This window comes from Streptomyces agglomeratus (genome assembly GCF_001746415.1).
Classification (GTDB): Bacteria; Actinomycetota; Actinomycetes; order Streptomycetales; family Streptomycetaceae; genus Streptomyces; species Streptomyces agglomeratus.
The window spans coordinates 8,063,473-8,087,400 of record NZ_MEHJ01000001.1 but is presented as its reverse complement, the minus strand read 5'-3'; the positions used below and the strand labels follow the sequence as shown (position 1 = coordinate 8,087,400).

General features: G+C 69.0%; 24 protein-coding genes and 4 pseudogenes. 12 read left to right on the top strand and 16 right to left on the bottom strand.

Going from position 1 to position 23,928, the window contains the following annotated elements; translation table 11 throughout:
- The first annotated feature begins 625 nt into the window (after window positions 1–625).
- A pseudogene (locus AS594_RS35560) lies at window positions 626–1,013 on the top strand (ATP-binding protein).
- A gap of 175 nt (window positions 1,014–1,188) precedes the next feature.
- Here AS594_RS35560 and AS594_RS45005 read toward each other — a convergent pair.
- From AS594_RS45005 to AS594_RS35535, 6 genes are all read right to left on the bottom strand, one after another.
- Window positions 1,189–1,362, bottom strand: a complete 174-nt coding sequence (locus tag AS594_RS45005; protein WP_167368098.1) for a hypothetical protein — start codon at window positions 1,360–1,362, stop codon at window positions 1,189–1,191.
- Window positions 1,363–1,393: 31 nt separating this feature from the next.
- On the bottom strand, window positions 1,394–1,750 hold the full coding sequence (locus AS594_RS35555; protein WP_069931500.1) for a PRC-barrel domain-containing protein: 357 nt from the start codon (window positions 1,748–1,750) through the stop codon (window positions 1,394–1,396).
- Between the two features lie 476 nt (window positions 1,751–2,226).
- On the bottom strand, window positions 2,227–2,517 hold the full coding sequence (locus tag AS594_RS35550) for a hypothetical protein (RefSeq protein ID WP_069931501.1): 291 nt from the start codon (window positions 2,515–2,517) through the stop codon (window positions 2,227–2,229).
- 32 nt (window positions 2,518–2,549) lie between these two features.
- Window positions 2,550–3,029 carry a helix-turn-helix domain-containing protein gene (locus AS594_RS35545; RefSeq protein WP_069931502.1) on the bottom strand — a complete coding sequence of 160 codons (480 nt, stop codon included), beginning with the start codon at window positions 3,027–3,029 and terminating at the stop codon, window positions 2,550–2,552.
- On the bottom strand, window positions 3,026–4,552 hold the full coding sequence (locus AS594_RS45000) for a hypothetical protein (protein WP_069931503.1): 1,527 nt from the start codon (window positions 4,550–4,552) through the stop codon (window positions 3,026–3,028). Before AS594_RS45000 ends, AS594_RS35545 begins: the two co-directional genes overlap by 4 nt.
- Window positions 4,545–5,312 (bottom strand): AAA family ATPase, encoded by a 768-nt coding sequence (locus tag AS594_RS35535; RefSeq protein ID WP_069931504.1) that lies wholly within the window; start codon window positions 5,310–5,312, stop codon window positions 4,545–4,547. Before AS594_RS35535 ends, AS594_RS45000 begins: the two co-directional genes overlap by 8 nt.
- Before the next feature lie 39 nt (window positions 5,313–5,351).
- Here AS594_RS35535 and AS594_RS35530 point away from each other — a divergent pair, with 39 nt between their 5' ends.
- The 5 genes from AS594_RS35530 (at window position 5,352) to AS594_RS35510 (ending at window position 8,071) form a co-directional block, all read left to right on the top strand.
- Entirely contained in the window at window positions 5,352–5,756 is a 405-nt protein-coding gene (locus tag AS594_RS35530; RefSeq protein WP_240509191.1) for an ArsR/SmtB family transcription factor, read from the top strand.
- Window positions 5,756–6,478, top strand: a complete 723-nt coding sequence (locus AS594_RS35525; protein ID WP_069931505.1) for a cation efflux transmembrane domain-containing protein — start codon at window positions 5,756–5,758, stop codon at window positions 6,476–6,478. Before AS594_RS35530 ends, AS594_RS35525 begins: the two co-directional genes overlap by 1 nt.
- Window positions 6,479–6,584: 106 nt before the next feature.
- Entirely contained in the window at window positions 6,585–7,250 is a 666-nt protein-coding gene (locus AS594_RS35520) for a recombinase family protein (RefSeq protein ID WP_069931595.1), read from the top strand.
- Window positions 7,247–7,615, top strand: coding sequence for a GNAT family N-acetyltransferase (locus AS594_RS35515; protein WP_069931506.1), 369 nt, complete (start codon window positions 7,247–7,249; stop codon window positions 7,613–7,615). The genes AS594_RS35520 and AS594_RS35515 overlap by 4 nt, the downstream gene beginning before the upstream one ends.
- Before the next feature lie 93 nt (window positions 7,616–7,708).
- A complete protein-coding gene (locus AS594_RS35510; RefSeq protein ID WP_069931507.1) occupies window positions 7,709–8,071 on the top strand; it encodes a GNAT family N-acetyltransferase in 363 nt (120 codons plus the stop codon).
- 100 nt (window positions 8,072–8,171) lie between these two features.
- Here the strand turns inward: AS594_RS35510 and AS594_RS35505 are convergent, their stop codons facing one another.
- Window positions 8,172–10,178 (bottom strand): pentapeptide repeat-containing protein, encoded by a 2,007-nt coding sequence (locus AS594_RS35505; RefSeq protein ID WP_069935787.1) that lies wholly within the window; start codon window positions 10,176–10,178, stop codon window positions 8,172–8,174.
- A gap of 296 nt (window positions 10,179–10,474) precedes the next feature.
- Between AS594_RS35505 and AS594_RS44085 the strand changes: the two genes are divergently transcribed.
- A complete protein-coding gene (locus AS594_RS44085) occupies window positions 10,475–10,663 on the top strand; it encodes a hypothetical protein (protein ID WP_141747207.1) in 189 nt (62 codons plus the stop codon).
- A 291-nt stretch (window positions 10,664–10,954) separates the two neighbouring features.
- Window positions 10,955–11,320, top strand: coding sequence for a hypothetical protein (locus tag AS594_RS35500; RefSeq protein WP_069931509.1), 366 nt, complete (start codon window positions 10,955–10,957; stop codon window positions 11,318–11,320).
- Between the two features lie 424 nt (window positions 11,321–11,744).
- Here the strand turns inward: AS594_RS35500 and AS594_RS35495 are convergent, their stop codons facing one another.
- Window positions 11,745–12,014, bottom strand: a complete 270-nt coding sequence (locus AS594_RS35495; protein WP_069935786.1) for a hypothetical protein — start codon at window positions 12,012–12,014, stop codon at window positions 11,745–11,747.
- A 250-nt stretch (window positions 12,015–12,264) separates the two neighbouring features.
- Between AS594_RS35495 and ku the strand changes: the two genes are divergently transcribed.
- Entirely contained in the window at window positions 12,265–12,918 is a 654-nt protein-coding gene (ku, locus tag AS594_RS35490) for a non-homologous end joining protein Ku (protein WP_338120201.1), read from the top strand.
- A 287-nt stretch (window positions 12,919–13,205) separates the two neighbouring features.
- Here ku and AS594_RS35485 read toward each other — a convergent pair whose 3' ends face one another.
- The 6 genes and pseudogenes from AS594_RS35485 to AS594_RS44075 all read right to left on the bottom strand — a co-directional run bounded on the left by AS594_RS35485 (window position 13,206) and on the right by AS594_RS44075 (window position 16,555).
- Complete coding sequence (locus tag AS594_RS35485; RefSeq protein ID WP_069935784.1) at window positions 13,206–13,550, bottom strand: DUF6233 domain-containing protein; 345 nt, start codon at window positions 13,548–13,550, stop codon at window positions 13,206–13,208.
- A gap of 739 nt (window positions 13,551–14,289) precedes the next feature.
- Entirely contained in the window at window positions 14,290–14,619 is a 330-nt protein-coding gene (locus AS594_RS35480; RefSeq protein WP_240509190.1) for a hypothetical protein, read from the bottom strand.
- 74 nt (window positions 14,620–14,693) lie between these two features.
- A pseudogene (locus tag AS594_RS47680) lies at window positions 14,694–14,768 on the bottom strand (hypothetical protein); the annotation flags it as partial.
- A gap of 4 nt (window positions 14,769–14,772) precedes the next feature.
- Window positions 14,773–15,120 carry an ATP-dependent DNA ligase gene (locus AS594_RS35475; protein WP_069931514.1) on the bottom strand — a complete coding sequence of 116 codons (348 nt, stop codon included), beginning with the start codon at window positions 15,118–15,120 and terminating at the stop codon, window positions 14,773–14,775.
- 689 nt (window positions 15,121–15,809) lie between these two features.
- Entirely contained in the window at window positions 15,810–16,307 is a 498-nt protein-coding gene (locus tag AS594_RS44080; protein ID WP_141747206.1) for a hypothetical protein, read from the bottom strand.
- Window positions 16,304–16,555: a hypothetical protein gene (locus AS594_RS44075; protein WP_069931515.1), complete on the bottom strand. Its 252-nt coding sequence runs from the start codon at window positions 16,553–16,555 to the stop codon at window positions 16,304–16,306. Before AS594_RS44075 ends, AS594_RS44080 begins: the two co-directional genes overlap by 4 nt.
- Before the next feature lie 682 nt (window positions 16,556–17,237).
- On the opposite strand from AS594_RS44075, the pseudogene AS594_RS35470 reads away from it, so the two are divergent.
- Both AS594_RS35470 and AS594_RS35465 read left to right on the top strand, forming a co-directional pair.
- Window positions 17,238–18,539: pseudogene (locus tag AS594_RS35470) on the top strand (helicase associated domain-containing protein); the annotation flags it as partial.
- 478 nt (window positions 18,540–19,017) lie between these two features.
- Window positions 19,018–19,425: pseudogene (locus tag AS594_RS35465) on the top strand (helicase associated domain-containing protein); the annotation flags it as partial.
- A 100-nt stretch (window positions 19,426–19,525) separates the two neighbouring features.
- Here the strand turns inward: AS594_RS35465 and AS594_RS35460 are convergent.
- The gene (locus tag AS594_RS35460) at window positions 19,526–21,541 is read right to left on the bottom strand and encodes an ATP-binding protein (RefSeq protein WP_069935783.1); all 2,016 of its coding nucleotides are present in this window, start codon (window positions 21,539–21,541) and stop codon (window positions 19,526–19,528) included.
- Between the two features lie 446 nt (window positions 21,542–21,987).
- On the opposite strand from AS594_RS35460, the gene AS594_RS35455 reads away from it, so the two are divergent.
- Window positions 21,988–22,512 (top strand): RICIN domain-containing protein, encoded by a 525-nt coding sequence (locus AS594_RS35455; protein WP_069931520.1) that lies wholly within the window; start codon window positions 21,988–21,990, stop codon window positions 22,510–22,512.
- A gap of 192 nt (window positions 22,513–22,704) precedes the next feature.
- Here the strand turns inward: AS594_RS35455 and AS594_RS35450 are convergent, their stop codons facing one another.
- On the bottom strand, window positions 22,705–23,601 hold the full coding sequence (locus AS594_RS35450; protein WP_240509189.1) for a hypothetical protein: 897 nt from the start codon (window positions 23,599–23,601) through the stop codon (window positions 22,705–22,707).
- Window positions 23,602–23,928: the final 327 nt, after the last annotated feature.

Genomic DNA, 23,928 nt, shown 5'->3' with positions numbered 1-23,928 from the left:
ACTGCTACCAACGGGTACTGCGTACTGCTGTACTGCGTCTGCTGGTGATGCGAACTGCTCAGTGGCCTGTCACAGCGCCACTCTTCGGCAGCCAGCCCCGTCGCCCATCGTGCGTCTGCTCTGGCTTAGAACCCACTGCCGAACCTCCCGGTGCGCGCGCCCGCAGCCGACGCCTTCACCGAGGTACTGCTCACTGACTTCACTGCTGGGTACTACGAACTGCACTCACGGGTACTGCACTGCCATGACTGCGGTACTGCTCACGGCGGCCCCTGATCACTGCGGGCCACCCGGTCCGGTCGTCAGTCCCGTCGCCGTCCTGCAACAACCCTGGCTTCGAAACTCCACCACCGCACCGCCCTGCGAACTGCAACTGCGGTACTACTGCCCGGCAGTTCGTCTCTGCCAGGCCCTGCGTCTCTCTAGGCTACGAGAGAAACCATAACCACACCACTGACCAATGTCTACTCCAGCCGACATAGATTCTCGTGCGTTCGACAGTGAGGTAATCGACCTCGAACAGCGATGGAGGACGGAAGCAAGCCGGGTTAACGGGCCGCAGCCGGGGCACAAGCCCCGGCGGACAGGACCGGGCATTGAGGATGCAGAGACCAAGGGTGGCCTGATGGACACGATGAGCGTCAGCGTCGCAACCGCTCGCTCCGCGACGTCCGTGGCCGGCGCACGCGAGAGCGCCCGGGAATTCCTCGAAGGTCTCGTACCAGCGATTGCATCCGAGGCCGCCGACACCGTGGTCCTCGTCGTTTCGGATGCTCGTCACCAAGCCCCTGCGCCACGGCGGCGCCTGCACCCTGGACCTGACCGCGCACCCGGACAGCATCAAGGTGGCCGTGCATGACAGCAGTCCGCAGGCTCCGCGCATGCGCACCCCCGGCCTGAACGGCGGCACCGGAGGCTTCGGCTGGCCCATGATCAACCGCCTCGCCCGCGCCACCGCCGTGACCCGCCAGCCGACCGGCGGCAAGACCGTAAGCGCCCTACTCCCCCGGTAACGCCAAGGCGTCGGCGCCGACCGGGGCGACCGACGGCCCCCCAAGGCCAATCCCACAGATGACCGCTGTACCGACGTCCGTGACAGCTGCCTGTATCGCCGGTTTTCGTTCCGACGTTGTCCACCCACCGCGGGGGTGACGTCCACTGCGCCGGAACCGGACGCGGTGCAGCCGGTCAGCGGAGCGTGCGGCGGTGGCGGCCGGAGCGCCGCAGGTGCATCCCCAGGTAGACCAGAGCGGCGGCGAACACCACGATGCCGATGACCAGCAGGTAGAGCAGTCCTTCGGCGACGGCGCCGATGATGCCCAGCACGATCGCCGCGATGATGAGGATCAGGAAGAGCGTCATGGCGCGGACACCTCCTTGAGGAGACCAACGTTCAGCGGCGGGCGAGCTGCCGCTCACCGTTCGCGCCGGGCTGGTAGGGCAGGTCGTAGTGCGCGAAGACCGCCGCTTCGTCTTCGGCGGGCAGGACATCGTCCGTGCCGATCGTCGGGCACTTCTTCACCAGCGACTTGTCGTAATTGACCTTGACGTACCCGGGGCCAGCGATCGCGCCAGCCAGCGGGACGAAGACCAGGTGGTGGCGGGTGGGCAGCCCGACCTGGACGGTGGCCATGGCCGGCTCGTCGGTGCTGGTGTCCACGTAGACCGCTTCCATCGTGCCGATCTTATGGCCGCCCGCGTCGACAACGTCGTGGGTGCGCCACTCACGGATATCCGCGATCTGGATCATCCCGGTTCCCTTCGCACGGCGGTGCCCAAGCTCTACACATCGTCAGCGTTGGCTGCCGAGCCGAGCTGCGACAACGACACCCGCCCCGCCGCCCCGCATGAACCCGGGTAACCGCCTGCGCACATCGAGAAGGTCAGCGGTTCAAGCGCGCAACGAGGTGCCTGGTTGCACGGCCAGAGGCCAGCCCCACCGCGGCCGACCCCTGGAGACCGTGGTCACGCCCACTCACACCCTGGATGCCCACAAGACACGCCCTCTAACAACCCGAGACTCACGACGCTCGGAGGCAGGGCATCCGGGCAGACAGTGACCGTGACGCCCTGGTGGTCGTTGTTCCGCCGACGCGGGTGTGCATATCCGTCCCCCACGGACTCGCGTTGTGAGGGCCCTGCTCAAGCCCCTCAGGGCCTGTCGTCTGCCATGAAGAGGTCAGTGGTGCTTGCCACTGGATGTCAGTGGTTCTGCCATGAGGTGTGTCAGTAGGTGCTGACGTCGTCGGTGTCGGTGAGGCGGAGGCTGTACCGGACGTCGTCGGCCAGTACAGCGGTGCCGTCGTCGGCGCGTACCAGGAGCCCGGCGTCGAGCAGGCCCGCGACGGTGGCCGCGGTCGGCTCCTCGGTGTCCGTGGAGACGGAGCCTTCGTAGGACGCCTGGAACAGCACGGCCGCGTCCTGTTCGCTGAGGACGTCGCGCTGGAGCGGCCGGTAGTGCGCATCCTGGGGGTGCCGCCACGATTCGGTGTGGTTGGCGGGGTGGACCCAGTTCATCTGTCGGTCGGTGAGGACGTCCAGGCGCGGGCTCAGGGTGAAGTGCGCGGGGGCCGCCCGCCGCAGGGCGTACGGCCCGGAGAGCTCCGGGTAAGCCCAGGCGCGTTCGACGGCGTCGGTGACGCGGTCGAGGTTCCAGCCGAGGGACTCGGCGAGGAAGTCGGCGGTGAGTGGGCGGCCGCGTGGGCGAGGGCGTTGAGGACGGCGACCGCGTCCGTGTCGGTGCCGGGGGCGGGCTCGGGCTGCTGCTGGACGTCGAGGTAGCGGGGGTGGTCGTAGACGTCGGCGGCGTACGGGCTGAGGTCGCCGGGGTGGAGGTCCAGGCGGCGGGCCAGTTCGAGGACGACGTGCAGCGGCTGGTTGGGCAGGTGGTCCAGGGAGATGTCGTGTTCGTGGACGCCGAGGAGGTCGGCGAGCTCCCAGTCGGACATGCCCGCGTTGTGCTGGCGGCGGCGCAGTTCCTCGCCCCAGCCGCGGGGCTTGTAGCGCGGGGGCTTGTAGGGGCCGGTCACAGGATGGCCCCCCGGTCGCTGAGGATCTTCACGTCGAGACGGCGGGCGGCCATCCAGTCGGTCCGCGGGGCGAGGCCCGCGCCGAGCGTGGCGACTTCGCAGTGACCGCGGTGCAGCCAGAGCGGATCGACGCCGATGCGCCGGCAGGTCCGCAGGACCACTTCGGTCAGGGCCCGGTCGGAGGATTCGAGCTCGGGGTTCTTCGGGTCGGCGAAGAACCGTCGGCGGGTGCCGGCGCCGTCCGCGCGGCGGTGGGCGAGGTGGGCGGCGATGATGTCGGCCGCGTACGGCGGGAGGAGGGTCTTGCCGGTGGTGTGTCCGTAGCTGGGGCACTCGTCCTCGTCGTGGCGGTCGAGTTGATGGGCCCAGTCGGCGCGGAGGTAGACGGCGGCGTCCGCGAAGGTCGGCAGGTACAGGTACCGGCCGTGCTCGTCGACGTTGCGGCACAGCAGGTGGGAGAAGCGGTCGGGGGCGGCGGTGAGGTGCAGGGAGAGCACGGTGACGGCGGCGGCGTGGGTGGAGACGGTCGCGCGCAGGGCTCGGCAGATGCCGGGGGTGAGCCAGGTGGTAAGCCTGTCGGGGACGGCCGGTCCGAGGGCGGCGGACTGCCAGCGCAGCAGGACGCCTCGGGTGAGCAGGGCGGCCTGGATGGCGCGCAGGCGTATCAGGGCGAGGCGCGGGCTGGCGGCGGTGCCGAGGCGTTCGTCGCGCAGGTAGGCGTTGAGCTGCCGCTGGAACTCTCCGGTGGTGCGGTTGGGGGTCAGCTCGTGGCGGTGGCGGCGTACGAACTCGTCGGTGCGCTGGGCTTCGGCGCGGTAGGTGATGTTGAGCTGGTCGAAGGTGTCTCCGGCGAGGCGGCGGCGGCAGGCGGCGAGGAAGAGGGGGAAGTCGACGGTCGGCAGGGCCGGCCAGTCGGCGCCGATGTCGACGTGCTCGTCGGGGTGGAGCGGCTGCTGGTGGGCCGGGGCGGGCAGCGGCAGCAGGTCGTGAAAGATGCTGATGCCGATCACCCGGACTTCTCGGTGGGGTCCGCTGTGCGGCAGGCGGCCGCCGTTGCGGCGGGCACGACCGAGGCTTTCCAGGCAGTTGCAGGTGCGAGTCGGATCGGCGGGTGAGGACCAGATCAGCCACAGGTCGGCGTCTATGGCGTCGGCGAGCCGGGCGAGGTCGAGTTCCTCGCCGGGTAGCAGCCGGTGGGCGCGTTCCACGATGACGTCGGTGACGTGGGCGGCGGTCAGCCAGGCGGTGACGGCCTTCCACGCGTCGCTGACGCCCAGGCGCGGCGAGTGGACGGCGGCGGGGTTCTTGCCCGCGGCGGCCAGGACGTCCCACACCAGGTCGGTGGTGGTGCGTACGGGGTTGGGGCGGATCACGATGCGGCTGGGGGCTTCGAGCGCGGCCAGGCGCCGGTTGAGGTTGGGGTCGTCGGCGGCGTCGATGACGACGCGGACGGTACGGCGTGGGACGACCGGCCGGGCTGCGGGGTCATCGGTCTGTTCGGCGGCGGGCAGGGTTTCAGTCACGCAGGCCGCCGCCGAGGAGGGAGTAGGCGTTGTGCACCGTGGTCTGGTCGACGGTGGCCAGGTTCTGCTCGGCGCACAGGGCGGCGGCGGTGTGGGTGAAGACTGCCCAGTCGCGCATGGTGCCGTGTCCGTAGGAGTTGTCGACGTCGACGAGCAGTTCGTCGGCGGCCTCCTGGTAGATGGGGTGGTAGCGGCGCATCAGGGCCGGGACCTTCGCCGGGGCCAGGGGTGCAAAGGGCAGGCGGCGAAAGACGCGGGAGCGGAGCATCGGCTCCTTGGACAGGACCTCCCAGCAGCCGTCTCCGCCGACGTAGAGCAGCGCGAAGCGGGTCTTGGGGTGGTCGTGGAGGTGGCGCAGCAGCTCGATGCAGTCGCCGTTCAGCCGCTGGGCTTCGTCGACGACGACCAGGCGCATGGGGGTGGCGAGCAGGCCGACCAGTTTGGTGGTGAGGTCGAAGCGGTTGCGGGAGGTGGGGGTGTCGGCGCCGGTGAGTTCGCGCAGCAGCTGGTCGGCGATCATGCGCATGGTCGGGCGGGAGGGGAAGGTCAGCAGGCACACCTGGGGCCGGTCGACGCCGGGGAGCGCGTCGAGGGCTTCGAGGGCGGCTTCGACGGCGAAGGTCTTGCCGGTGCCGGCCGGGCCGTGGACGACGCCGGTCGCCGCGTGCGCGACGAGGTCGCGGACGATCCGGGCGGTCATCTGGAAGTGGCCGGTGGGCAGGGCGTTGGCCCCGTCCAGGTCGACGAAGTGGCGCGGCATCAGCTCTCCGGGTCGGCGGGAACGGGGGCGGTGGGGTCGATGAGCCCGAGCAGGCTGGTGGAGGCGCGGGCGGCGAGGGCTGCGTCGCGGTCGCGCTGGGTGCGGTCGCGGCCGTCGGCGGCCGGGACGAGCCGGGACTCCGCGGGCGTCGGCCGCGCGCTCGCCGACCCGATCCGCTGCCGGATCCTCCTCGCTCTGCGCGAGGCCCCGGCCCACCCTGCCGACCTTGCCGACACCCTGGAGATCTCCCGCACGCGGCTGTCGAACCACCTGGCGTGCCTGCGTGACTGCGGCCTGGTCGTCGGCGTACCGGTCGGCCGGCGCACCCGCTACGAGCTCGCCGACGAGCGACTCGGTCACGCGCTTGACGACCTGCGCACCGCCGTCGTCGCCGTCGAGGCCGACAAGACCTGTGTCGACGCGAACGAGAAGGGCTGCTGCTGATGACCGCCGAGATACCCATTCGTATAGGCCCGGCTCCGGCCCGCCGCGACGTCCTCGCCAAGCGGATACGGCTGCTTGTGGCCGCCACCATCACCTACAACGTCATCGAGGCGATCGTCGCGATCACCGCCGGGACGATCGCCTCCTCCACCGCGCTGATCGGCTTCGGCCTGGACTCCGTCATCGAGGTCTCTTCCGCCGCCGCGGTCGCCTGGCAGTTCTCCGCCCGCGACCACGCCGTACGCGAGGCCCGGGAGAAGACCACCCTGCGGATCATCGCCGTCTCGTTCTTCGTCCTCGCCGTGTACGTCACCCTCGACGCCGTCCGGGCGCTGGCGGGCACCGGCGAGGCCGAACGCTCCATCCCCGGCATCGTCATCGCCGCTCTCTCGCTCGCGGTGATGCCGTTCCTGTCCGCCGCTCAGCGCAAGGCCGGCCGCGAACTCGGCTCCGCCAGCGCGGTCGCCGACTCCAAGCAGACCCTGCTGTGCACGTACCTCTCCGCCGTCCTCCTGGTCGGCCTGGTCCTCAACGCCACCCTCGGCTGGTCCTGGGCCGACCCGATCGCCGCCCTGGTCATTGCCGCCATCGCCGTCAAGGAAGGCCGCGACGCCTGGCAGGGCAAGGGCTGTTGCGCACCCACCGCCGCGGTGGCACCGTCCGCCGCCGGCGGTGAGGCGGACGCGTGCGGCTGCCGCCCCGGATGTGACTGCTGCACCTGACCGTCCTCGGTGACCGGCAGGGCCCGGGCGTGTCAGGGCCCTGCCGGCGTTCACGATCGTCCGCCCCGGCGCCGCCGCTGACGGCACACTGACGCGAGTGACCAACCTGACCGATGTCCTCGCCGCGGACGACGACCTCCTCGCCGTCTTCCCCCTCCGCTCCAGCGAGATCCGGATCGGCTACGCCCGGGTCTCCACCGGCGGGCAGAAGTTCGACCGGCAGATCGACGCCCTCACCCTCGCGGGATGCCGGCGCATCTTTCCTGAGAAGAAGTCCGGGAAGAACGACCTGCGCCCGGAGCTGAAGGCGTGCCACGCCTTCCTCCAGAGCGGGGACACGCTCGTCGTCCCCTCCCTGGACCGGTACGGCCGCAGCCTCCAGGACCTGGTGAACATGGTCGCCGAACTCCGTAAGCGGCAGATCGGCTTCACCTCCCTGCACGAGAACCTCGACACCACCACCCCCGGCGGAAGGCTGATCTTCCACGTCTTCGCCGCCCTCGCGGAATTCATCCGGGAACTGATCGTGTCGGGCACCAACGAGGGCCTGGCCGCCGCGCGGGCCCGCGGCCGCGTCGGCGGCCGACCCACCGTCGTCAACGACAACCTGCTGCGCGCCGCCCGCGACATGCTGCCCAACCCGGAGAACAGCATCGAGACCATCGCGGCCCTGCTCGGCGTCTCGGTGGGCACCCTCTACAACCACATCCCGGAGCTCAAGGAGCTGCGGACCTCCCGCGTCCCGGCCCAGCTCGAAGGCGGCAGCCGGTGACCGACCAGGCGCAGGAGGCATGGGCCGACGCCCTGGCCGAAGAGATCCAGACCAGGTACCCGGGTGTACGCCTTCAACTCGGGATCGATCGTGGTCCGTACCTCGTGCTGTTCTGGATCTTCTTGCCCGAAAGCGAACGGGGCAAAGGGCTCGGCACCCGAGTCATGAAGCACATCACCGCCGCCGCCGATGTCCGTGGTGTACCGATCACGCTCAGCCCGAGCGACACGTTCGGCGGGGACCTGCACCGACTGCACGCGTTCTACCGACGTCTCGGCTTCGTCCCCAACACCAGGCGCGGCGAGATCGGCTCTCCTCGGGAGAGCATGGTCCGCACTCCACACAGCTCCGCCTCGGTCGGCTAACCCCACTGACACACCTCGCGGCAAAGCCACTGACGTTTTCGTGGCAGACGACACTTCGCCGATTGCCGCCCGATCGAATCGAAAGGAGCGTTCATGGACCAAGCACCGAAGTCATGGGCCGATGCCCTGGCCGAGGGGATACGGACCAGCAACCCGAGCGTGCGGCTTGAACTCGGACTCGATCGCGGTCCGTATCTCGTGCTGTTTTGGATCGTCCTCCCGGAGAGCGAGCGAGGGAACGGGATCGGCACGCGCGTCATGGAGCGCATCACCGCCGCGGCCGACCTGCACGGTGTGCCGGTGGCGCTCGGTCCAAGCGGCAATTTCGGCGGGGCCCCGGATCGGCTGCACGCGTTCTACCGACGCCTCGGCTTCATCACCAATGCCAGCCGCGGCGAGATCGGCTCTTCCAAGGAGAGCATGATCCGCGCACCACGCCAGTTGGCGGCCCGGTGACCTGGGCGCTGAAATCTCTGGTGCGGCGACATCTGACCGAGCGAGCGCACCATTTGTTTCAGTGCGGCGCTCTGCTTGGACCTGGCCGTCGGGCGATAGGTCAGCGTTTCACGCGGTTACGAACGGCCAGGACCGCCAGGCCCAACAGGACCGGCTCGGTCACGCGGGACGCCATCTCGATGTAGGTGCCGGTGGTGGTCAGGTCCTGGCCGGAGGAGCGGAACACCACCGAGTTGAGCGTGACGTTCAGGGCCTTCTCGAAGCGCTCGCCGGTGAACCGGTCCCCCGTGGGGTTCTGGGGATCAGCCTTGTCGATCTCGAAGGTGACCTTGCCTCCGCCGGGCGGCACGGTGCCGGTCGCTTCCTGCTTCGGGAAATCCTTCGGGAGCCCGAAGCCCACGAGCAGCATGATGGTGATGAGCATGGCGGCAGCGAGCCAGCCCAGGGCCCGGGAGGCGCGCAGACCGTAGCCGGACAGTGCCCAGTAAGCGGTCAGAAGGCTCCGTTCGCTTCGGGGGATGTGGTCGGCGTGGCGGCGCATCTCCATCTCCCCGTAGTAGAAGTCGGCCGCCCCCGGCTCGTGTTTGCCATCCTCGAACGCTTTGCGCAGCGCCCGGTACACCGGCGCCAGTTGCAACGGCCCGACACGTCCAGTTCCGAGCACCGCCACGTTCCAGCCCCGGACTGCCGCCGGCCGGCTCGCGCGCCAGTGGTGTTCTTCGGCGAGGGTACGGCGCTGGGTGAACCGTACGGGGCGCCAGCGCCCCCAGTGCGTACGCGGCGGGACTGCATCGAAGGAGCAGTTGCCCTCCAGCCGCAGCTGGTCCAGGTGCACGGTCCCGGTGAACAGGCACCCCGACAGGTCGACGTCCGCGAGGACCAGATGCGCCGCGTCCACGCCACGCAGCGAGGCTATGCGCACCGTGGCGTCGGGCGCGTCGGCCAGAGCCTGTTCTGCCACCGGCTGGCCGTCGGGGAGAACGAAGGGGTCGGCTTCCGCGGCGATCGTGAGGGGGTATTCGAAGACCGCGTGGGCGAAGTCCACCGTGGCGTAGCGCAGACGCAACTCGGCGGTAGACGACCAGCGGGTCCGCCGACACTCCAGGCGGCGTGCGGCGAAGGAGAGGGTCGCCGGGCCGCCGAACACCGCGCCGGACAACTTCATCCGCCCCGCGCACACCAACGGCCCGAGGCTGACCGACTGCTCGAAAACCGCCTGCCCGAACCGGGCATCGCTCTGGAAGGTCGCCGACCCGAACATGGCGTAGCGCTGGAAGGTCGCCGACCCGAACATGGCGTAGTCCTGGAAGGTCGCCGACCCGAACATGGCGTAGTCCTGGAAGGTCGCCGACCAGAACCCGGCGCCGCCCTGGAAAGTCGCCGACTCGAAGTCGGCGCCGCCCTCGAAGGTCGCCGACCTGAACCCGGCGTCGCCCTCGAAGGTCGCCGACCCGAAGTCGGCGCCGCCCTGGAAAGTCGCCGACCCGAACCCGGCGCCGCCCTGGAAAGTCGCCGACCTGAACCCGGCGTCGCCCTCGAAGGTCGCCGACTCGAAGTCGGCGTAGTCCTCGAAGGTCGCCGACCAGAACCCGGCGTCGCGCTGGAAGGTCGCCGACCCGAACCCGGCGTCGCCCTCGAAGGTCGCCGACCCGAAGAGGGCGCGGCCCTGGAAGGTCGCCGACCCGAACATGGCGTAGCCCTCGAAGGTAGCCAACCTGAACCCGGCGTCGCCCTCGAAGATCGCCGACTCGAACATGGCGTCGCCCCGGAAGGTGGCCGACCCGAAGAGGGCGCGGCCCTGGAAGGTCGCCGACCCGAACCCGGCGTCGCCGAAGTGGGGGTGTCCGGTGGCGGGGTCGCGGAGGGCATCGAGGAGGGCGTCCAGAAGAGGTTGGGTGAAGGTGGTGCCGCAGTGGTCGATGTCGGCGCCGGGGGTCAGGCCGGCCAGGTAGGCGTCGCGGTCCGTGTCGTCCAGGTGGGCGAGGCATGCGGTGTGGCCGGGGACGTGGATGCCGCGGCAGCCGACGGGGTCCACCGGCGTGGTGCCGTGGCCACAGTGCGGCCAGGCAGGCGGAGTTGGGGACGGTTCGGAGCTCGGGTGGGGCATACCCGAAGGACGATCCTGCACGACCGGATAGTTGCCGATCGAGCGTCCGAGTCCGCACTGCCATCTTCGCTGCGGCACTGAAAGGCGTCCTGAAATGAATCGTGCGCTACTGAAATCTTCCATGCCGTCCGACACGCGACCCCACCGCGGTCAAGGAAAGCCCACTGACATATCCGTGGCAGACCCACTGACGTTCTCGTGACAACCGACAGGGCCCTCACCCTCCTACCGGCCGGCAGCGCGCGTGCTTCTCGTGCCCCCTGCCCGGCCGGGCTCACGGGGAGCACCATGGAGCTGTGGCTTCCTCGGATGAGCAGGGTCAGGGTGCGGGGCTGGAGCCGGTGGGCCGGGTACATGCGGTCCGGCTGACCGAGCAGCTGCGTGCGGCGATCGGCGAAGCGCAGCGGGCGGCTGTGGTGCTGGCGCAGCGGGTGCGCGAAGCGCACCGGGCGCGGGTGTGGGTGGCCCTGGGCTACGGCGGGTGAGTACCCGCAGGCCGAGCTGGGGATCAGCCGGGCGCAGGCGTTGGGGTCGTCGCCGACCTCGACCTGCTGCCCGCGGCCTACCGCGTGCTGCAAGTCCCCCTCGGTGTACCGGGCGCTCGTGTCAGCAGACGGGCCGAGGGTCCTGTCTGCTGGGGGCAGCGAGGACCACATCCGGCCGCCCACCTTGATGGCGGGCATGCACCCGCGACGCGGGATCGGCCAGGGGGCTGATCGCCGTGGTCTGGGCGCGCCTGCTGGCCTTAGGAAATCGAACACGAGTAGCATTCTGGGGTGGCTACGTACGACTTTCCCGAAGACCTTCGCGCGGCTCAGCTGCGCCTGCACCAGACTTGGGCGGAGTACGAAGCCCTCGGCCGCACTCTCCCCTGGTCGGTGGAGCCCTCGGAGGGGTGGACGGCTCCGAAGGTTCTCTACAGCGACGGGGAACCCCGCAGCCTGCCGCCCAGCCCTGGGTACACCGACGTGCAGAAGGTGGAGGTCGCCCGCCTGCGTCGTGAGCTCCTTGAGTTGTCGGCTGTGGTGTCGACGCATCCGTACTGGGAGACGGTTGAGGTGGGCAAGAGGGTGGATCAGCGGATGGCGCTGAAGCATGTGCATGAGCTGGACGCTGATGCTGACCGGGCGGAAGCGGCGTAGTCATGTCTGGTCTGCCTGCCCGGGTGCCCACAAGACGCGCCTTCTGCAGCCCGAGACTCACGACGCTTAAGACACAGCGCACTCCGGGCAGGCAGTGACCGTGACGCCCTGGTGGTCGTTGTTCGCTGACGCGTGCATGCATATCCGTCCCCCACGGACCCGCGTTGTGGGGGCCCTGCCCCCGTTCAGGGCTCTCACCCCCATGCCGGCCGGCACAGCGGCGGCGTCAGTGCTCCCGCGCTCCACCGGCTCACCGGACGCTGACCAGGCCAGACGCCAGCGAATCCCCCCGCCCGGTGCGGGGGACTGCTCGGCGAATGCGTCCGGTTCCCCCTTGGCAGGGCCAGCTGATACGAAAGTCAGGCTGGCCAAAGCTCCGCGCCGTTGGCGTCCGTGTCGGCGAGGAGCACCAGGTCCTCCTCGCTCACGCGGGCCCGCCCGCGGGCCACTGCGAGCTTGGCCAGGTAGGCAAGGTGGAAGTCGTCGGGGAGGTCTCTGCCGCCCTGGGTGGCCCGGTGAACCAGACGACAGTGTCGTCCGATCCGACGCGGGCCGCGACAAGCTCCTCGGCGGACGTGCTGAGGTAGGTGATGGCGTCGGAACGGATCAGACGGCTTTTCTCCGGCTCGCTGTGACTTGGACTGAGCACCCAGACGTCGGCCATGGTCCCCTCCCGAGGGTCAGCGGTGATCATCAAGACCCATCCTCCACCCGGCCGGAGCTAACGACAGGACGACACCGGGGGTGATCGACGACGACTCGCGCACCTTCGCCCTCGCGCAAACCGGAATCGGGGTAGTGGGCCTCTGCGGAGACCCGCTCGTCGTCGCCTCGCCCGGTGAGAGCGACCACCCGACGTTTCACCCGGCGGAGTGTCCGGGCCCGCCCCCACGCCCACTGCGGTGTCCGTTTTAGGCCGATACCCCCACCGCTGGAGGCCCGCCATGCCACGCCCCATCTGGAGTGGAGCCATCTCGTTCGGCCTAGTGACCATCCCTTGTCGCGTCCTGAGCGCCACCGAGAACCACAGCATCGCCTTCCGTCAGTTCCATGAGGCCGATGGCGGTCGGATCCGGTACCAGAAGGTCTGCGAGCTGGACGGGCAAGTCGTGCACCAGGGCGAGATCGGGCGCGGCTACGAGATCTCCCGCGACACGATCATCGAGGTCACGGACGCCGAGCTCGACGCCATGCCGCTGCCCACCGCGAAGGCCATCGAGATCGTCGCCTTCGTGCCGGCCGAGTCCATCGACCCTGTACGCATCGGCGACTCCTACTATCTGGCAGCCGACGGCGCCGTCGCAGCGAAGCCCTACGTCCTCCTGCGCCAGGCCCTGGAGCGCTCCAGCAAGGTCGCCGTCGCCAAGTACGCGTGGCACAACCGGGAGCGCCTCGGGCTGCTGCGGATCAAGGAGGACGCGATCGTCCTGCACAGCCTGAAGTGGCCGGACGAGATCCGTCCCCTGAGTCCTTGCTCCCCAAGCCTGTGCCCGTGGCCGACGAGGAGATCGAGGCGGCCGTCGACCTCATGGAGGCCATGGCCGTTGAGGACCTCAGTGGTTTCCGTGATCATTACCGCGCAGCCCTGGAAGATCTGATCCGCGCCAAGGCCGAGGGTGCGAAGCCCGAAGGGGCTCAGCCCGAGCCGGCCGCGGCTCCCGTCGTCGACCTCATGTCCGCACTGCTCGAATCCGTGAGTCGCACGCCAGGCCCGCGGCGAGGTCCAGGCGGCGCGGGCGGCGATGATGCGAGCGTCCATGACATGGCCGGGCACGTAGAACGCAAAGCCGCGAACGCGCCCGCCAAGAAGCGGCCAAGGCCCCGGGCAAGAAGTCGGCGGCAAAGAAACGACGGGGCGTAAGTCCAGCGCCTAGGTCAGCCCGTCTTACTCGAGGATGCCCAGTTCCGTGTCCGGGCGGCACAGGGTGCAGGCGCTGACCCCGTCGTGCAGGGCCTGGATCGCGTCCTGCCGGCTGATCGCCTTGCTGCGGACCTCGCTTCCGCCCATGGAACACGCGCCGACGTGCACGGCGACGGGCGTGTGCCCGTTGATGCTGATCTGCACCGTCCACTCCGGCGGCGGCTTCTGCCGCTCGATCTTCTCGTGGATGACAGCCTGCTGCTCCAGGTGCCGGATCCGCTCCCGCACCCGGGCCAGGATCGCGAGCAGGAAGGTCTCCAGCACGCGCAGGCGCGACAGGTCCGGTGGGAGATCAAACGGTGCGGACATGGCGGTGCCCCGCCTTCAGGTCAATCGGTAGGAGCGCCAGCGGCTGCCACTGCGCGAGATCACGCCTGCTGCTCAAGCCGCTTGAGCTGGTACTGCACGGACGAGTGCTGGACAGGCCGACCCGGTGACCGATCTCGCGACCGTCGGCCCCTCCCGTGCTCGTAGATCCACTCCCGGATACAGGCCAGAACTTGCTCCTGCGCTCGGTCAGGTGACCATCACGCGCATCCCTCCCTGTTTGTGGGCGCGTACCGGCTGGGACAGGGCGGCCCGGGCGGCGGTCGATGTCCGGCCGGGGTGGACCAGAAGGGATGCCAGAAGAGCCGGTTGGAGAGGTGCAGCAAGCGACGCCGCACGCCGTGGTGCCGCGCGGGTGGGCAGCGGCAAGCGCGGTGTACGTACGGCCCCAGTCGTACTGCGCCTGCGCCAGGTCGTCGCGGAGCGTGGAATGCGCCATGGCTCAAATTAGACCACGTGTTCGATTTTCACTGCACATCGAAGAGACCAGTTCACTGTGTCGCCCGACGCCGCCGCCCACACCCTCTCCCCCTTCCGCCCCCCGGCCGCAGCACCGAACAAGGCCGACAGCCAGGCGCCGCGTACGCCGTAGGCAGGACGGCGGCGGGCCCCAAGGATGCGCCACCCTGTTGCCACGTAGCAGGCGGGGCCGAATGCGGGCTATCCTGTGTGCGATACCAGACGCACGAGGGCCCCCGCCATGGCGGGGGCCTCGTGTTTGTCAGCCCTGTCCGGCGCTGCGCTCTCTTCGACTTCGTCGATGCGCGGCCAGATCGGTCGGCGGCTTCGGCGGGGCCTTCCGCTCCACCGCCTTGCGCTTCAGCTCTTCCTGGTGGCGCTGGACAGCGGCCTGGTAGCGATCTTCGAAGTCCTCGACGTCGAGGTAGTCAGCCTCATCCATGTGCCTGATGGCTTCGTCGGCCTCGGCGGGCGTCGTAAATCCGGCCACCTGGGGGTTGAGCTGATAGACCCCCTGCCTCTCCTTCCAGACGATCCTCGCGAACTGAAGATGCTGGAGGCCAGGTCCGTCGTCTGCGGGATCAACGTCCACGGCGCCGTCAGGGCGTGCTCGGAGAACAGCCCTTCCAGCAGTGCGCGCCGCTCGGCGTACGGGCGTGTGAGGAGCTCCTGGCCGTCCTGCTGCAAGACGTCGAAGGCAACGAAGTAGGCCGGCCACCGGGCGGCTAGGCCCAATGCCACTGACTTAATGTGACTCGCGAGTCGCTGACCTGCAACGATGCAGCGGTTGGCGTGCCTTGGGAGGCCGCAAAGTCACCGGCATTGCGGCTAGGCCGGCGGCGCCGCGGGCGCGGGTGGCGGCCCGTCGCTGCAACGCCTCGAACGACAACCGGCCTGCCTCGGTGTTCCAGACGACGAGTTCGCCATCGAGGACCAGGCCGTGCGGCAACTGCGCCTCGGCGGCCGCCACCAGGTCTGGCCACCGGTCCTGGACCAGCGCTCCGCGGCGGGTCTGCACCAGCACCACGCCGCCCGCGCCGGCCGCGGTGAACAGCAGCGCCCGATGACCGTCCAGCTTCTGCTCGTACGCCACCCCCCGCCCGCAGCGCCGCCGGGCCCGGCACCGACTCCGCGGCCTGCGCCAGCATCGGCTCAACCGGCGGTCTGAGCCTCACGGGGGCCTCCCTCACGGCTTGCCTGCCCCTCTTCCAGGGTCCGCCAGACCAGCCACTGTGCGGACATGCGTCGGGGCCGGCCGCCAACCACTGCGGCCGGCCCCCTGGTGAGCGAGGCGGTAGGACTCCGGCCATGCCCACTTCCACTCACTCACACACGGTCTTAGCCGGGCCTTCTCCGAGCTGGCCAGTACAGCGTGGTGCGGGAACGAGGGCTTGGATGGACGCCCCGCACCACGCCGCCCTGTCGGCGCCACGCCAGGCACCTGCTCGTCAGCCTGCCCCACCCCCAGCCCCCTGCCCCGACCGGACCGTGGCCCAAGATCCACCCGCGATGAACCGCTCGAAGCGTGCACACTTCCGCGGATTCGGATCGCACGCTCAGGGGCCCCAACGGACTGGGGCCCCCACCCCAACTCGTCCCACCCCGGCACCTGGTGGGGAACCGACCAAATGCGGTTCACGGGGTGACGGAATGCCCAGAACGGATCAGCGGGCCGGGGGTCGGCCGAACGGGTTCGTCCTCGCTCGCGCCGGGCATAAGTTCCAAATCTGGGAAAGCGAGTCGTACTGCCTGCGCGGCATGGCCTCACCCGGCTCTGACCGGTCAAGGGATGGGACCACCCGGGCCCGCCGGTGGGGACGGTGGTTGTGGCGGCGGCCCGGCGTTCCCTGCGTTCCCGAGGAACCTCCCCAGGTTCCGCATGTCGCTCGCGTCACTACGCCGAAGAACGAAAACCTTCATTAAGGCAAGCAGAGACGGTCCGCATAGGCCCAGCGCCAACCAAATATTGGTCGGTGCTACATAAATGCCACCGCCGAGCATGGCGAGGGACAGCATTGCAGCGACGATGAGATTGGTCATCTGGTACGTGTGATGGCGCTTCGCGATGACATCGTCCGCAGCCAGCTTGGCGGCCACTTCCTGCATGGCCAACTGGCGGAGACGGAACTGGTGTGCCCGCTTGGATCGAGGCTCCAGAGCCTTGAGAGCGAGGTCGAACTTCTCAGGGTCCAGTTCGGCCCACTGCTCGGCGACTCGGTGAGCGGCAGCGGTATATGGGTCTGGATCGGAAGCCACCGGCAGGGGTTCCTCAAGGCTCATGCCTGCACCCCGCCGTCGCCAGATCCAGTCGGGGCGAAATTCGCGTTCGTGGTGGCTGGGGGTGGTCCAAGTTCCAGAAGCAGGCTGGCGAGCGCATGGTTCAGGTCGTCAGCCGCCTGCGTAACATCTGCCGCCTCGGCGGAGGAAGACAAGTGGGACTCGTCGGGTTCTTCGAACCTCCGCACCAAAGCGTTGTCCCACGCGTCGGCATGGCCACCGAAGCCGAGGCCGTAGATGGCGTCTGTCATGAAACCGATAGTGGATCCTACGTGTGACGTTCCTACTCCGGCCTGAACTGCTGCCTGCAGTAGCCGCCTCCGGCGGATCGTGCGCAAGAGCCGCGCCCACTTCTCGGCTTCAGCATGACGGGTTGAGTCTGAGCCGTCCCGCACGATTCGGCGTGTCTCATTCAGTTGGTCCAGCCAGTCGCTGCTGCTTCTCATGCCATCCGACCGAGATAACTGGGACGCCAGTATCTGAGACCATCGGCGCCACCTGAACGACCATTGTTTCCTGGCCGCTTCGACCACCCACAAGCCGAACTCGTGGTCCCGTTCCAAGGCTGCCCCCTCTTGCCGCGCTGCGTCGACCGTAGCGGTGGCCACCGGAGAAGGGGAACGTTTTGGTGTGATCACTGCGGACTGCCCGCCCAGCGTCCGTGCCGCAGCCCACCACAACACTCGCCACCGTCATCCGCGCCGGAGCCACGCTCGTCTGCCTGTCCGACTGGCCCAACGGGACACCCGGACCGACGAAACTGGCCTACGAAAGCGCACCGGGAATCTCCACGCCTCTGAAGTTTCCCCGTGATCTCGGACACTCAATCGGCCAGCCCCAGGCCTTCCGACCACTGTGGGACGCCGCACGCCACGCCCTGCCCACCCAACCAAGCCACCCCACGCTCAGCGAGCAGCGCGGACCGCTCGCCGAATGCCCGTGTTCCTGGAGCCCGGCGAGGACCCGCAGGACATGGTCGCCAGCGCCTCGTTCCGCCCCCTTGTGGCGGTTCTCCAGGGCCTGCGTTCGCATGACGAACGTCTGGTCGAGCAGCTCGCTTCCCGGGCGCTCACGAGCGGGAAGCGTAAGGTCCACGTCCGGCGTGACGAGAACGGGCGGATCGTCGGGGCCGGCGGCGCGGGTGACGGCGAGGACCAGGAGGACGACACGCAGGCCGCCGCCGAGGCGGCGCTGCTGCACTTCTCCAGCCCGCGCGACGCCGCGACCATCGCGGCGTTCCTTCGCACTCGGGTGTACCGGCCGGAGTCGCTGGTGTGGCTGGAGGGCTACCAGGCGTTGCTGCGGTGGCGGAAGGAGAACGAGATCACCGGCCTGTACGCCGTTCCGTATGACGTCGAGGTCGAGGTCGGCGTCACCAAGGACTTCCCCCTTGGCCGATGGGTCCACCAGCAGAGGAAGGCGCTGCGGGCCGGGGAGCTGGAGGAGCGGCGCAAGACCCTGCTGAACGCACCGGAGGCCGGGATGGTGTGGGAGCCGGGCGAGGAAGCCTGGGAGAACAAGCTCGCCGCGCTGCGGTCCTACCGGCGGGCCATGGGGCACCTCGCGCCGCGTCAGGACGCGGTGTGGGGCGAAGGCGAGGCGATGGTGCCGGTCGGGCAGCACACGGCGAACCTGCGCCGCAAGGGCGGCCTCGGCAAGGACGCGGAGCGGGCCGCCATGCGTGCGCAGCAGCTGGCAGCGGTCGATGAGGACTGGAACTGCCCGTGGCCGCTGGACTGGCAGCGGCACTACCGCGTCCTCGCCGACCTGGTCGACGCCGACGGCAGCCTGCCCGAGATCCAGCCCGGGGTGCTGTTCGAGGGCGATGACATCGGGCGGTGGCTTCAGCGGCAGAAGAACCCGGGCACCTGGGCGCAGCTTCTCCCCAAGCAGCGGGAGCGGCTGGCGAAGCTGGGCGTGACGCCCGATCAGGCCCCCTCTCCCGCCCCGACGGCCGCGCGCGCGACGAAGGGCCCGAGCAAGGCGCAGCAGGCGTTCCAGCGGGGCCTCGCGGCCCTCACGCAGTGGATCGAGCGGGAAGGCACGGACCGGCCCGTGCCGCGGGGGCACAGCGAACAGATCACGGTCGACGGCGAGGCGGAGCCGGTGACCGTCAAGCTCGGCGTATGGATCTCCAACACCAAGGCCCGGCGCGACAAGCTCGATGCCGAGCAGCTCGCCGCCCTCGCCGAGGTCGGCGTGCAGTGGGCGGGACCGGTGCCGGCCGGTCGCTGAGCCGGACCGTACGAGGTCCCGGGCCACGATGCCCGGGACCTCGTGGGTGGGCCGTGCTGCAACGCGGTGATGCAACAGCGGCCCCGGCTGTTCTCTGTCATTGCGGGTCAGGGGTGCAACCCGATGCGGACCCGGCCTTTTAGGAAGCCGGGAGCCCGGTCTGGAGCAGGCCGCCGGGGCCGAGATTGAGAACGCTGGCGGGGCTTACGTCGATGTCCGGGAGTCTGATTGTGACCTTGCCGAAAAGGGGGTCATCAGCGGGAGCTGCTGATGCGGGAGCGACGGGCGTGAGAAGGGCGGCGAGAGTGAGGGCGAGAACGCCTGCCAGCCGCTTGAATGATGTGGCCATGCGACAGACGTACCCCGGCCGACCGGTGCCGTGCGGGAAAGTCACCCGATGGAGTACGGGTGCCTGCGGTCAGCCGATGGCACGCGCGGGCGGCATCCGGCCGCCCAATCCTGCTGAGGCTGCCGAAACGGGGTGCTGTTCGAGGGCGATGACATCGGGCGGTGGCTTCAGCGACAGAAGAACCCGGGCACCTGGGCGCAGCTTCTCCCCAAGCAGCAGGAGCGGCTGGCGAAGCTGGGCGTACAACCCGCTGAGGCCCCGGCCCCCGCCCCAGCGGCCACGCGTGCGACGAAGGGCCCCAGCAAGGCGCAGCAGGCGTTCCAGCGGGGCCTCGCGGCCCTCACGCAGTGGGTCGAGCGGGAAGGCGTGGACCGGCCCGTACCCCGCGGCGCCGTCGTGGAGATTGCGGTCGACGGCGAGGCGGCGCCGGTGATCGTGAAGCTGGGCGTATGGGTCTCCAACACCAAGACCCGGCGCGACAAACTTACCCAGGAGCAGCTGGACGCGCTGCGGAAGCTGGGCGTCCAGTGGGCGTGACGCGTGCGTTTACCGGTCGAGCAGTTCGGGCGAAAGCCCTCCTCAGAGGCTCCAGGATGACCTCGTCGACTTTCGCCTCTTTCGATTCCCGGGCAGCGGGTCAGACAGCTGCGTCATGGGCTCCATCGGGACGAGGTTGGGGTAGAGGGGGCGCGTGGCGGAGTTGGTCGGGAATGAGGTCGCCGTGACGGCTGCGCAGGTAGTCGAGGGCCTGCTCAAGGGAGGGGTTGTGTTCGATGCCGCTCTTGACGAACTCCAACCGCTGCTTGGCCTCACGCAGGATCTCTGACCAGGTCCGGACCCAGACTCGGACTTTGGCGTGCTCGTAGCTGGTGGGCTGGCTGTAGAGCCCCTCTGGCTGGCCGGCTTGTCGTAGCTGCGGCTTCAGCCTGTCTTTGATGTTGCGGACTACGAGGTAGAAGTCCCAGGTGGTGTCGATGTTGGCGAAGCGTGGGTCGTTGAGGACGGTCTGCATGTAGTCGTCGAGCTGGTTTGCCTGGTCGCGGTCGGCATCGACGTCGGGGGCCTTGAGTTCGATCACGAGGTGGCGGACTCGGTCGTGCTCGGTGCTGTTGGCGGAGAGCATGAGGTCGACGCGTCCCCTGCGACCGGACAGCTGGTAGACGGGCCCGTCTGGGGTCGGGTCCCAGCCGATGGCACGCCTGTGGTGCTCAAGCATGCGGGTCAGGCCGATCTCGCTGCTGCGCATCATGTTGTATTCCTCGCCGAAGACCCACAGTTCGCGTTCGAGGATCTTGTGCAGGTGGTCACGCTCGCCGACCAGGCCGTAGGTCTCCTCGTCGAAGACGAGGTGTTCCAGGACGGTGAGGAACTGGAGCCTGGCGGTGACGATCGACGAGGCCCGGATGATGCTGGAGAGGCTGGTCTGCTGGAGGAGTCCGTGGAGGTGGCTGACGTCGTCGCCGGACATCCGGAGAACCTTCTCCAGGATCTCCACCATCTGGTCCGGGTTGTGGCGCAAGGAGTTCTGGAGGAGGGACAGGGTGAGTCGCTTCTTCATCCTGTCGCCGGTGATGTGGCGGTTGATCGATGTGGCCACGAGATCGAATGTTGCCTGTTCGGCCTGGGCCTGGCTGCCTTCTGCTCGGGCCGGGTAGGGGTAGACCCCCTCATCGATCCACCTGTCGACGACGCGTCGGCGCTGACGTCGGCGGCGATCTTCCAGACGTGAGGAGATCCATGCCCGGGCCGTGGTGAGGAGGGGCGCGAGTGGTGTCTCCCCGCCCAGGGTGATCAGCGGTACCTCGTTGCGGTGTCGGGGCATCGGCGACCACAGCACGTAGGCGGTGTAAGTGAAGTCGCTGTGCTCCGCGGTGGCGTCGATGGTCTCCACGGGCGAGGCGGCTGCGTCGCACAACGCGATCATGCGTTCTGAGCCGGTGCGCCAGTGAATGAGCCGGATTTGGAAGGACTGGGGCTGGCCTTCGTACTCGAAGGTGAGGTCTTCCGACCATTCCTCGTCCTGGACCTGGTCGCGCGGGTTGATGAGCGCGCCGTCGTACGTCACGCGCACGTCGGTCCAGGTGAGTAGGTACGGCGCGAGTGCGGCGGTGATCTGGGAGACGGCCTTCGGCTCCAGGAGGCGGTTGAGGTGGGTGGACTGTTTGCCCCACAGCTCGACCGTCGTTCCGCAGTCGGCTGTATCCGGGGCGGGCCTTGCGTCGATGGACCACGTCGTGCGGCTTCCGAACCCTGATTCGACCGTGGTGAGCATGAGCTGACCGTCCAGGGCTCGCGCTGTGCTGGTCCAGCGCGTCGTGTCGCCAAGAGCGAAGGCCCGCAGGCGTCCGCGGCCGGCCTTGCCGTGCAAGGGCCGCTTCAGCCGTGGTGTCGTCCCGCCCTCGCGTTTCTCGGAGTTTCCCACTCGTCGGAAGGCATTGCGCGCCACCTCGGGAGTGAAACCGTCACCGTCATCGTGCACGACGATCTTCTCCACCCCGTCGATGGCCGAACGCTCGATGGTCACGCCTACCTGAAGTGCGTCGGCATCAAGTGCGTTCCACACCAGCTCGAGGACCGCTTTGACGGCTTCCCTTTCGTGAGAGAGCTGCCGTACGAGGTCATCGCCCGCTTCGAGGAGTACGTGATCCGTCATAGCACCGCATCCTCCAGCAGACCGGAACACAATGTCCATGCCTCGTCGACAGGGCGTAAGCAGCGTGGATTGCGCTGTCCCGCCCGGCCGGGGTCTCCGCTGGGCCCCCTGGAGCGGGCGCTGCCGGGGCCGCCGTAGCCGTGCTTGCTGTCGTTGCCGCCCGGCAGCTTCGCCGCCTCCACCCCGGCGACGGCACGCGTGACACCGTCGCCGACCTAGGTAGTTGGTGGGCGGCCGTGACGCAGCCATCCGGCTATGAGGGCCGGCTGTTTCTTCCCGCCGCTGCCGCAGGCACCCGCGCCTCTTGGGGCGCCCGCGTAGGCAACGGGGTAGCCGTCGGCGCGAGCGGGCCGCGGCGGCCGCGGCTGCCGCTGGACCTGGTGGCGCCGGCTGGAAGAGACGACTCCGGGGCGTGTCTGCGAGAGCGGCGTGTCGTTGGGGCAGCCGTGAAGAAGATCCATTCCCTCGCCCTCTCCTTTGGCCTGGTCGCCGCGCTGACCGGAACCGCGCAGGCCACCGGGCAGCCCGGCCGTGCGCCGCTGCCGACCAACCAGATCACGAACGTGATCAGCGGCTACGTCATCGACAGCGCCGGGAAGACCGGCAGCAACCGGGTGCCGGTCTACATCTACAGGGACGCCGCCAACCCTTCCGACAACCTGAGGTGGAGGTATGACCCGGCCACCCAGCACATCGTCAACATCGCGACCGGCTACGCCCTCGACAGCGGCGGCGACACCAGCAGGCCCGTGGTGCAGGTCTACGCCTACAAGGACGCCACCGGCCCGTCGAACAACCTGAAGTGGAGGTGGGACGCCGACAGGCAGCACATCGTCAACGTCGCCACCGGCTACGCCCTCGACGCCGGACCCATCCGCTCGACCAGCCCCAGCTCGCAGTCCCTCTTCGCGTACTGGGACAACACCAGCACCTCGGACACCCTCAGGTGGAAGACCGACATCTTCAACTGACCCCGGTGGAAGGCTGGCCTCCTGCATGGACCGTGCGGTGACATGACAAGGGGCCCGCGCTTCGGCGCGGGCCCCTCGTGCTGATGGCACGAAGGCGCGGTCAGGTGTGGCCGGTGGCCGTCCGGTCGGTCACAAACCACGGTCTGCTGTCGCGCCGGGCACAAACTCGATCAACCTGCCTGGGCAGTACACCTAGGATTTGGTGTCCGAGCCGGCCTTGCCGCCCTGGTTCAGCATGCCGCCGATGGCGCTGAGGTTTCCGCCGCCGCCGGTCACGAGTGGTGCCGCCTTGCCGGCGGCGTCGACTGCGATCTGGGCCATCTTCTGCAGGTGTTCGGTGGCGGTCTTCAGGGCTTCCTGGGCGCGTTCGCCAGCGGCCTTGTCGTTGCCGGCGGCGGCTTCGATGCCCTTGGTGAGCACCTGGCTCATGTTGTTGAGGCCGCTCATGTCACGGAACAGGTTCGCGGTGGTGATGGCCTGCGCCGCTTGCAGGGCGACCGGGTCGGGCATCGCCGCGAGCGGCGTGAACTTCGCCTGGGAAGCGCCCATGCCGGCCGCCGTGACGTCGAGGTTTTGCGCGCGCGATGCGGTGGAGACGGGCGCGATGTCGGCCGGCGTGATCTGGATCGGCGAGTCCTTCCAGTTCCAGAAACGGGTGAGGTCGATCTTCTCCGCCGAGTTGGCCCGGCCCAGTACGGCCTCGGCGAAGACGCCCTTGGTGGCGATGGCGATCGTGTTGGTCACCGGCGCCCCGAACGTGGCATCGCCCGGCTGGCGGGCCTTGGTCCACGCCTCTCGTTCCTGCTCACTGCTGAAGTTCCACCGGAAGCCGAGATAGTTGCCGGTGGCGGCGATCGGCTTCGGATCCAGCAGCGTGCCCAGCAGAACCGGCGCGGCGCTGGAGCCCGCCGGCGTGTACGAGTAGTTGGCGAGGATACGGCTGAGCGTCAACTCGTCGGCGTTGGCCCACACCGCCTGGCTGTAGTGGCGGCGGTTGTCGTTCAGATGGTCCAGGACCGCCTGCGACACGTTCCCGCCGCGCACGTAGAAACCGAGCGACGCGACATAGGTGCGGGTACCGGACTTCACCGTCGAACCGAACACCCCGCAGATGGCCGCGCCGCCGGCGTCCTCGGTCAGATCGGGCGCGACGGTGGTGGTCTCGGCGGGAGCGGTAGATCAGGTGGAGTTCGTTGCCGTCGGCGGCGAGGGCGGAGCCGGAGAAGGTCAGCGTGCCGGGGTTGGTGATCGGCGTGAAGCTGCTCCAGCTGGAGCCGGAGTTGGTGCTGAGGTAAATCCGGTCGTCGGTGCCTCGGATGGCGCAGTGCAGGGTGTTGCCGTGCACGCCCAAGGCGGGTGCGCCGGTGGCGGTTCCGGGGAGGGTTGTCGCCCCGGCCCAGACACTGAAGTTGGTGC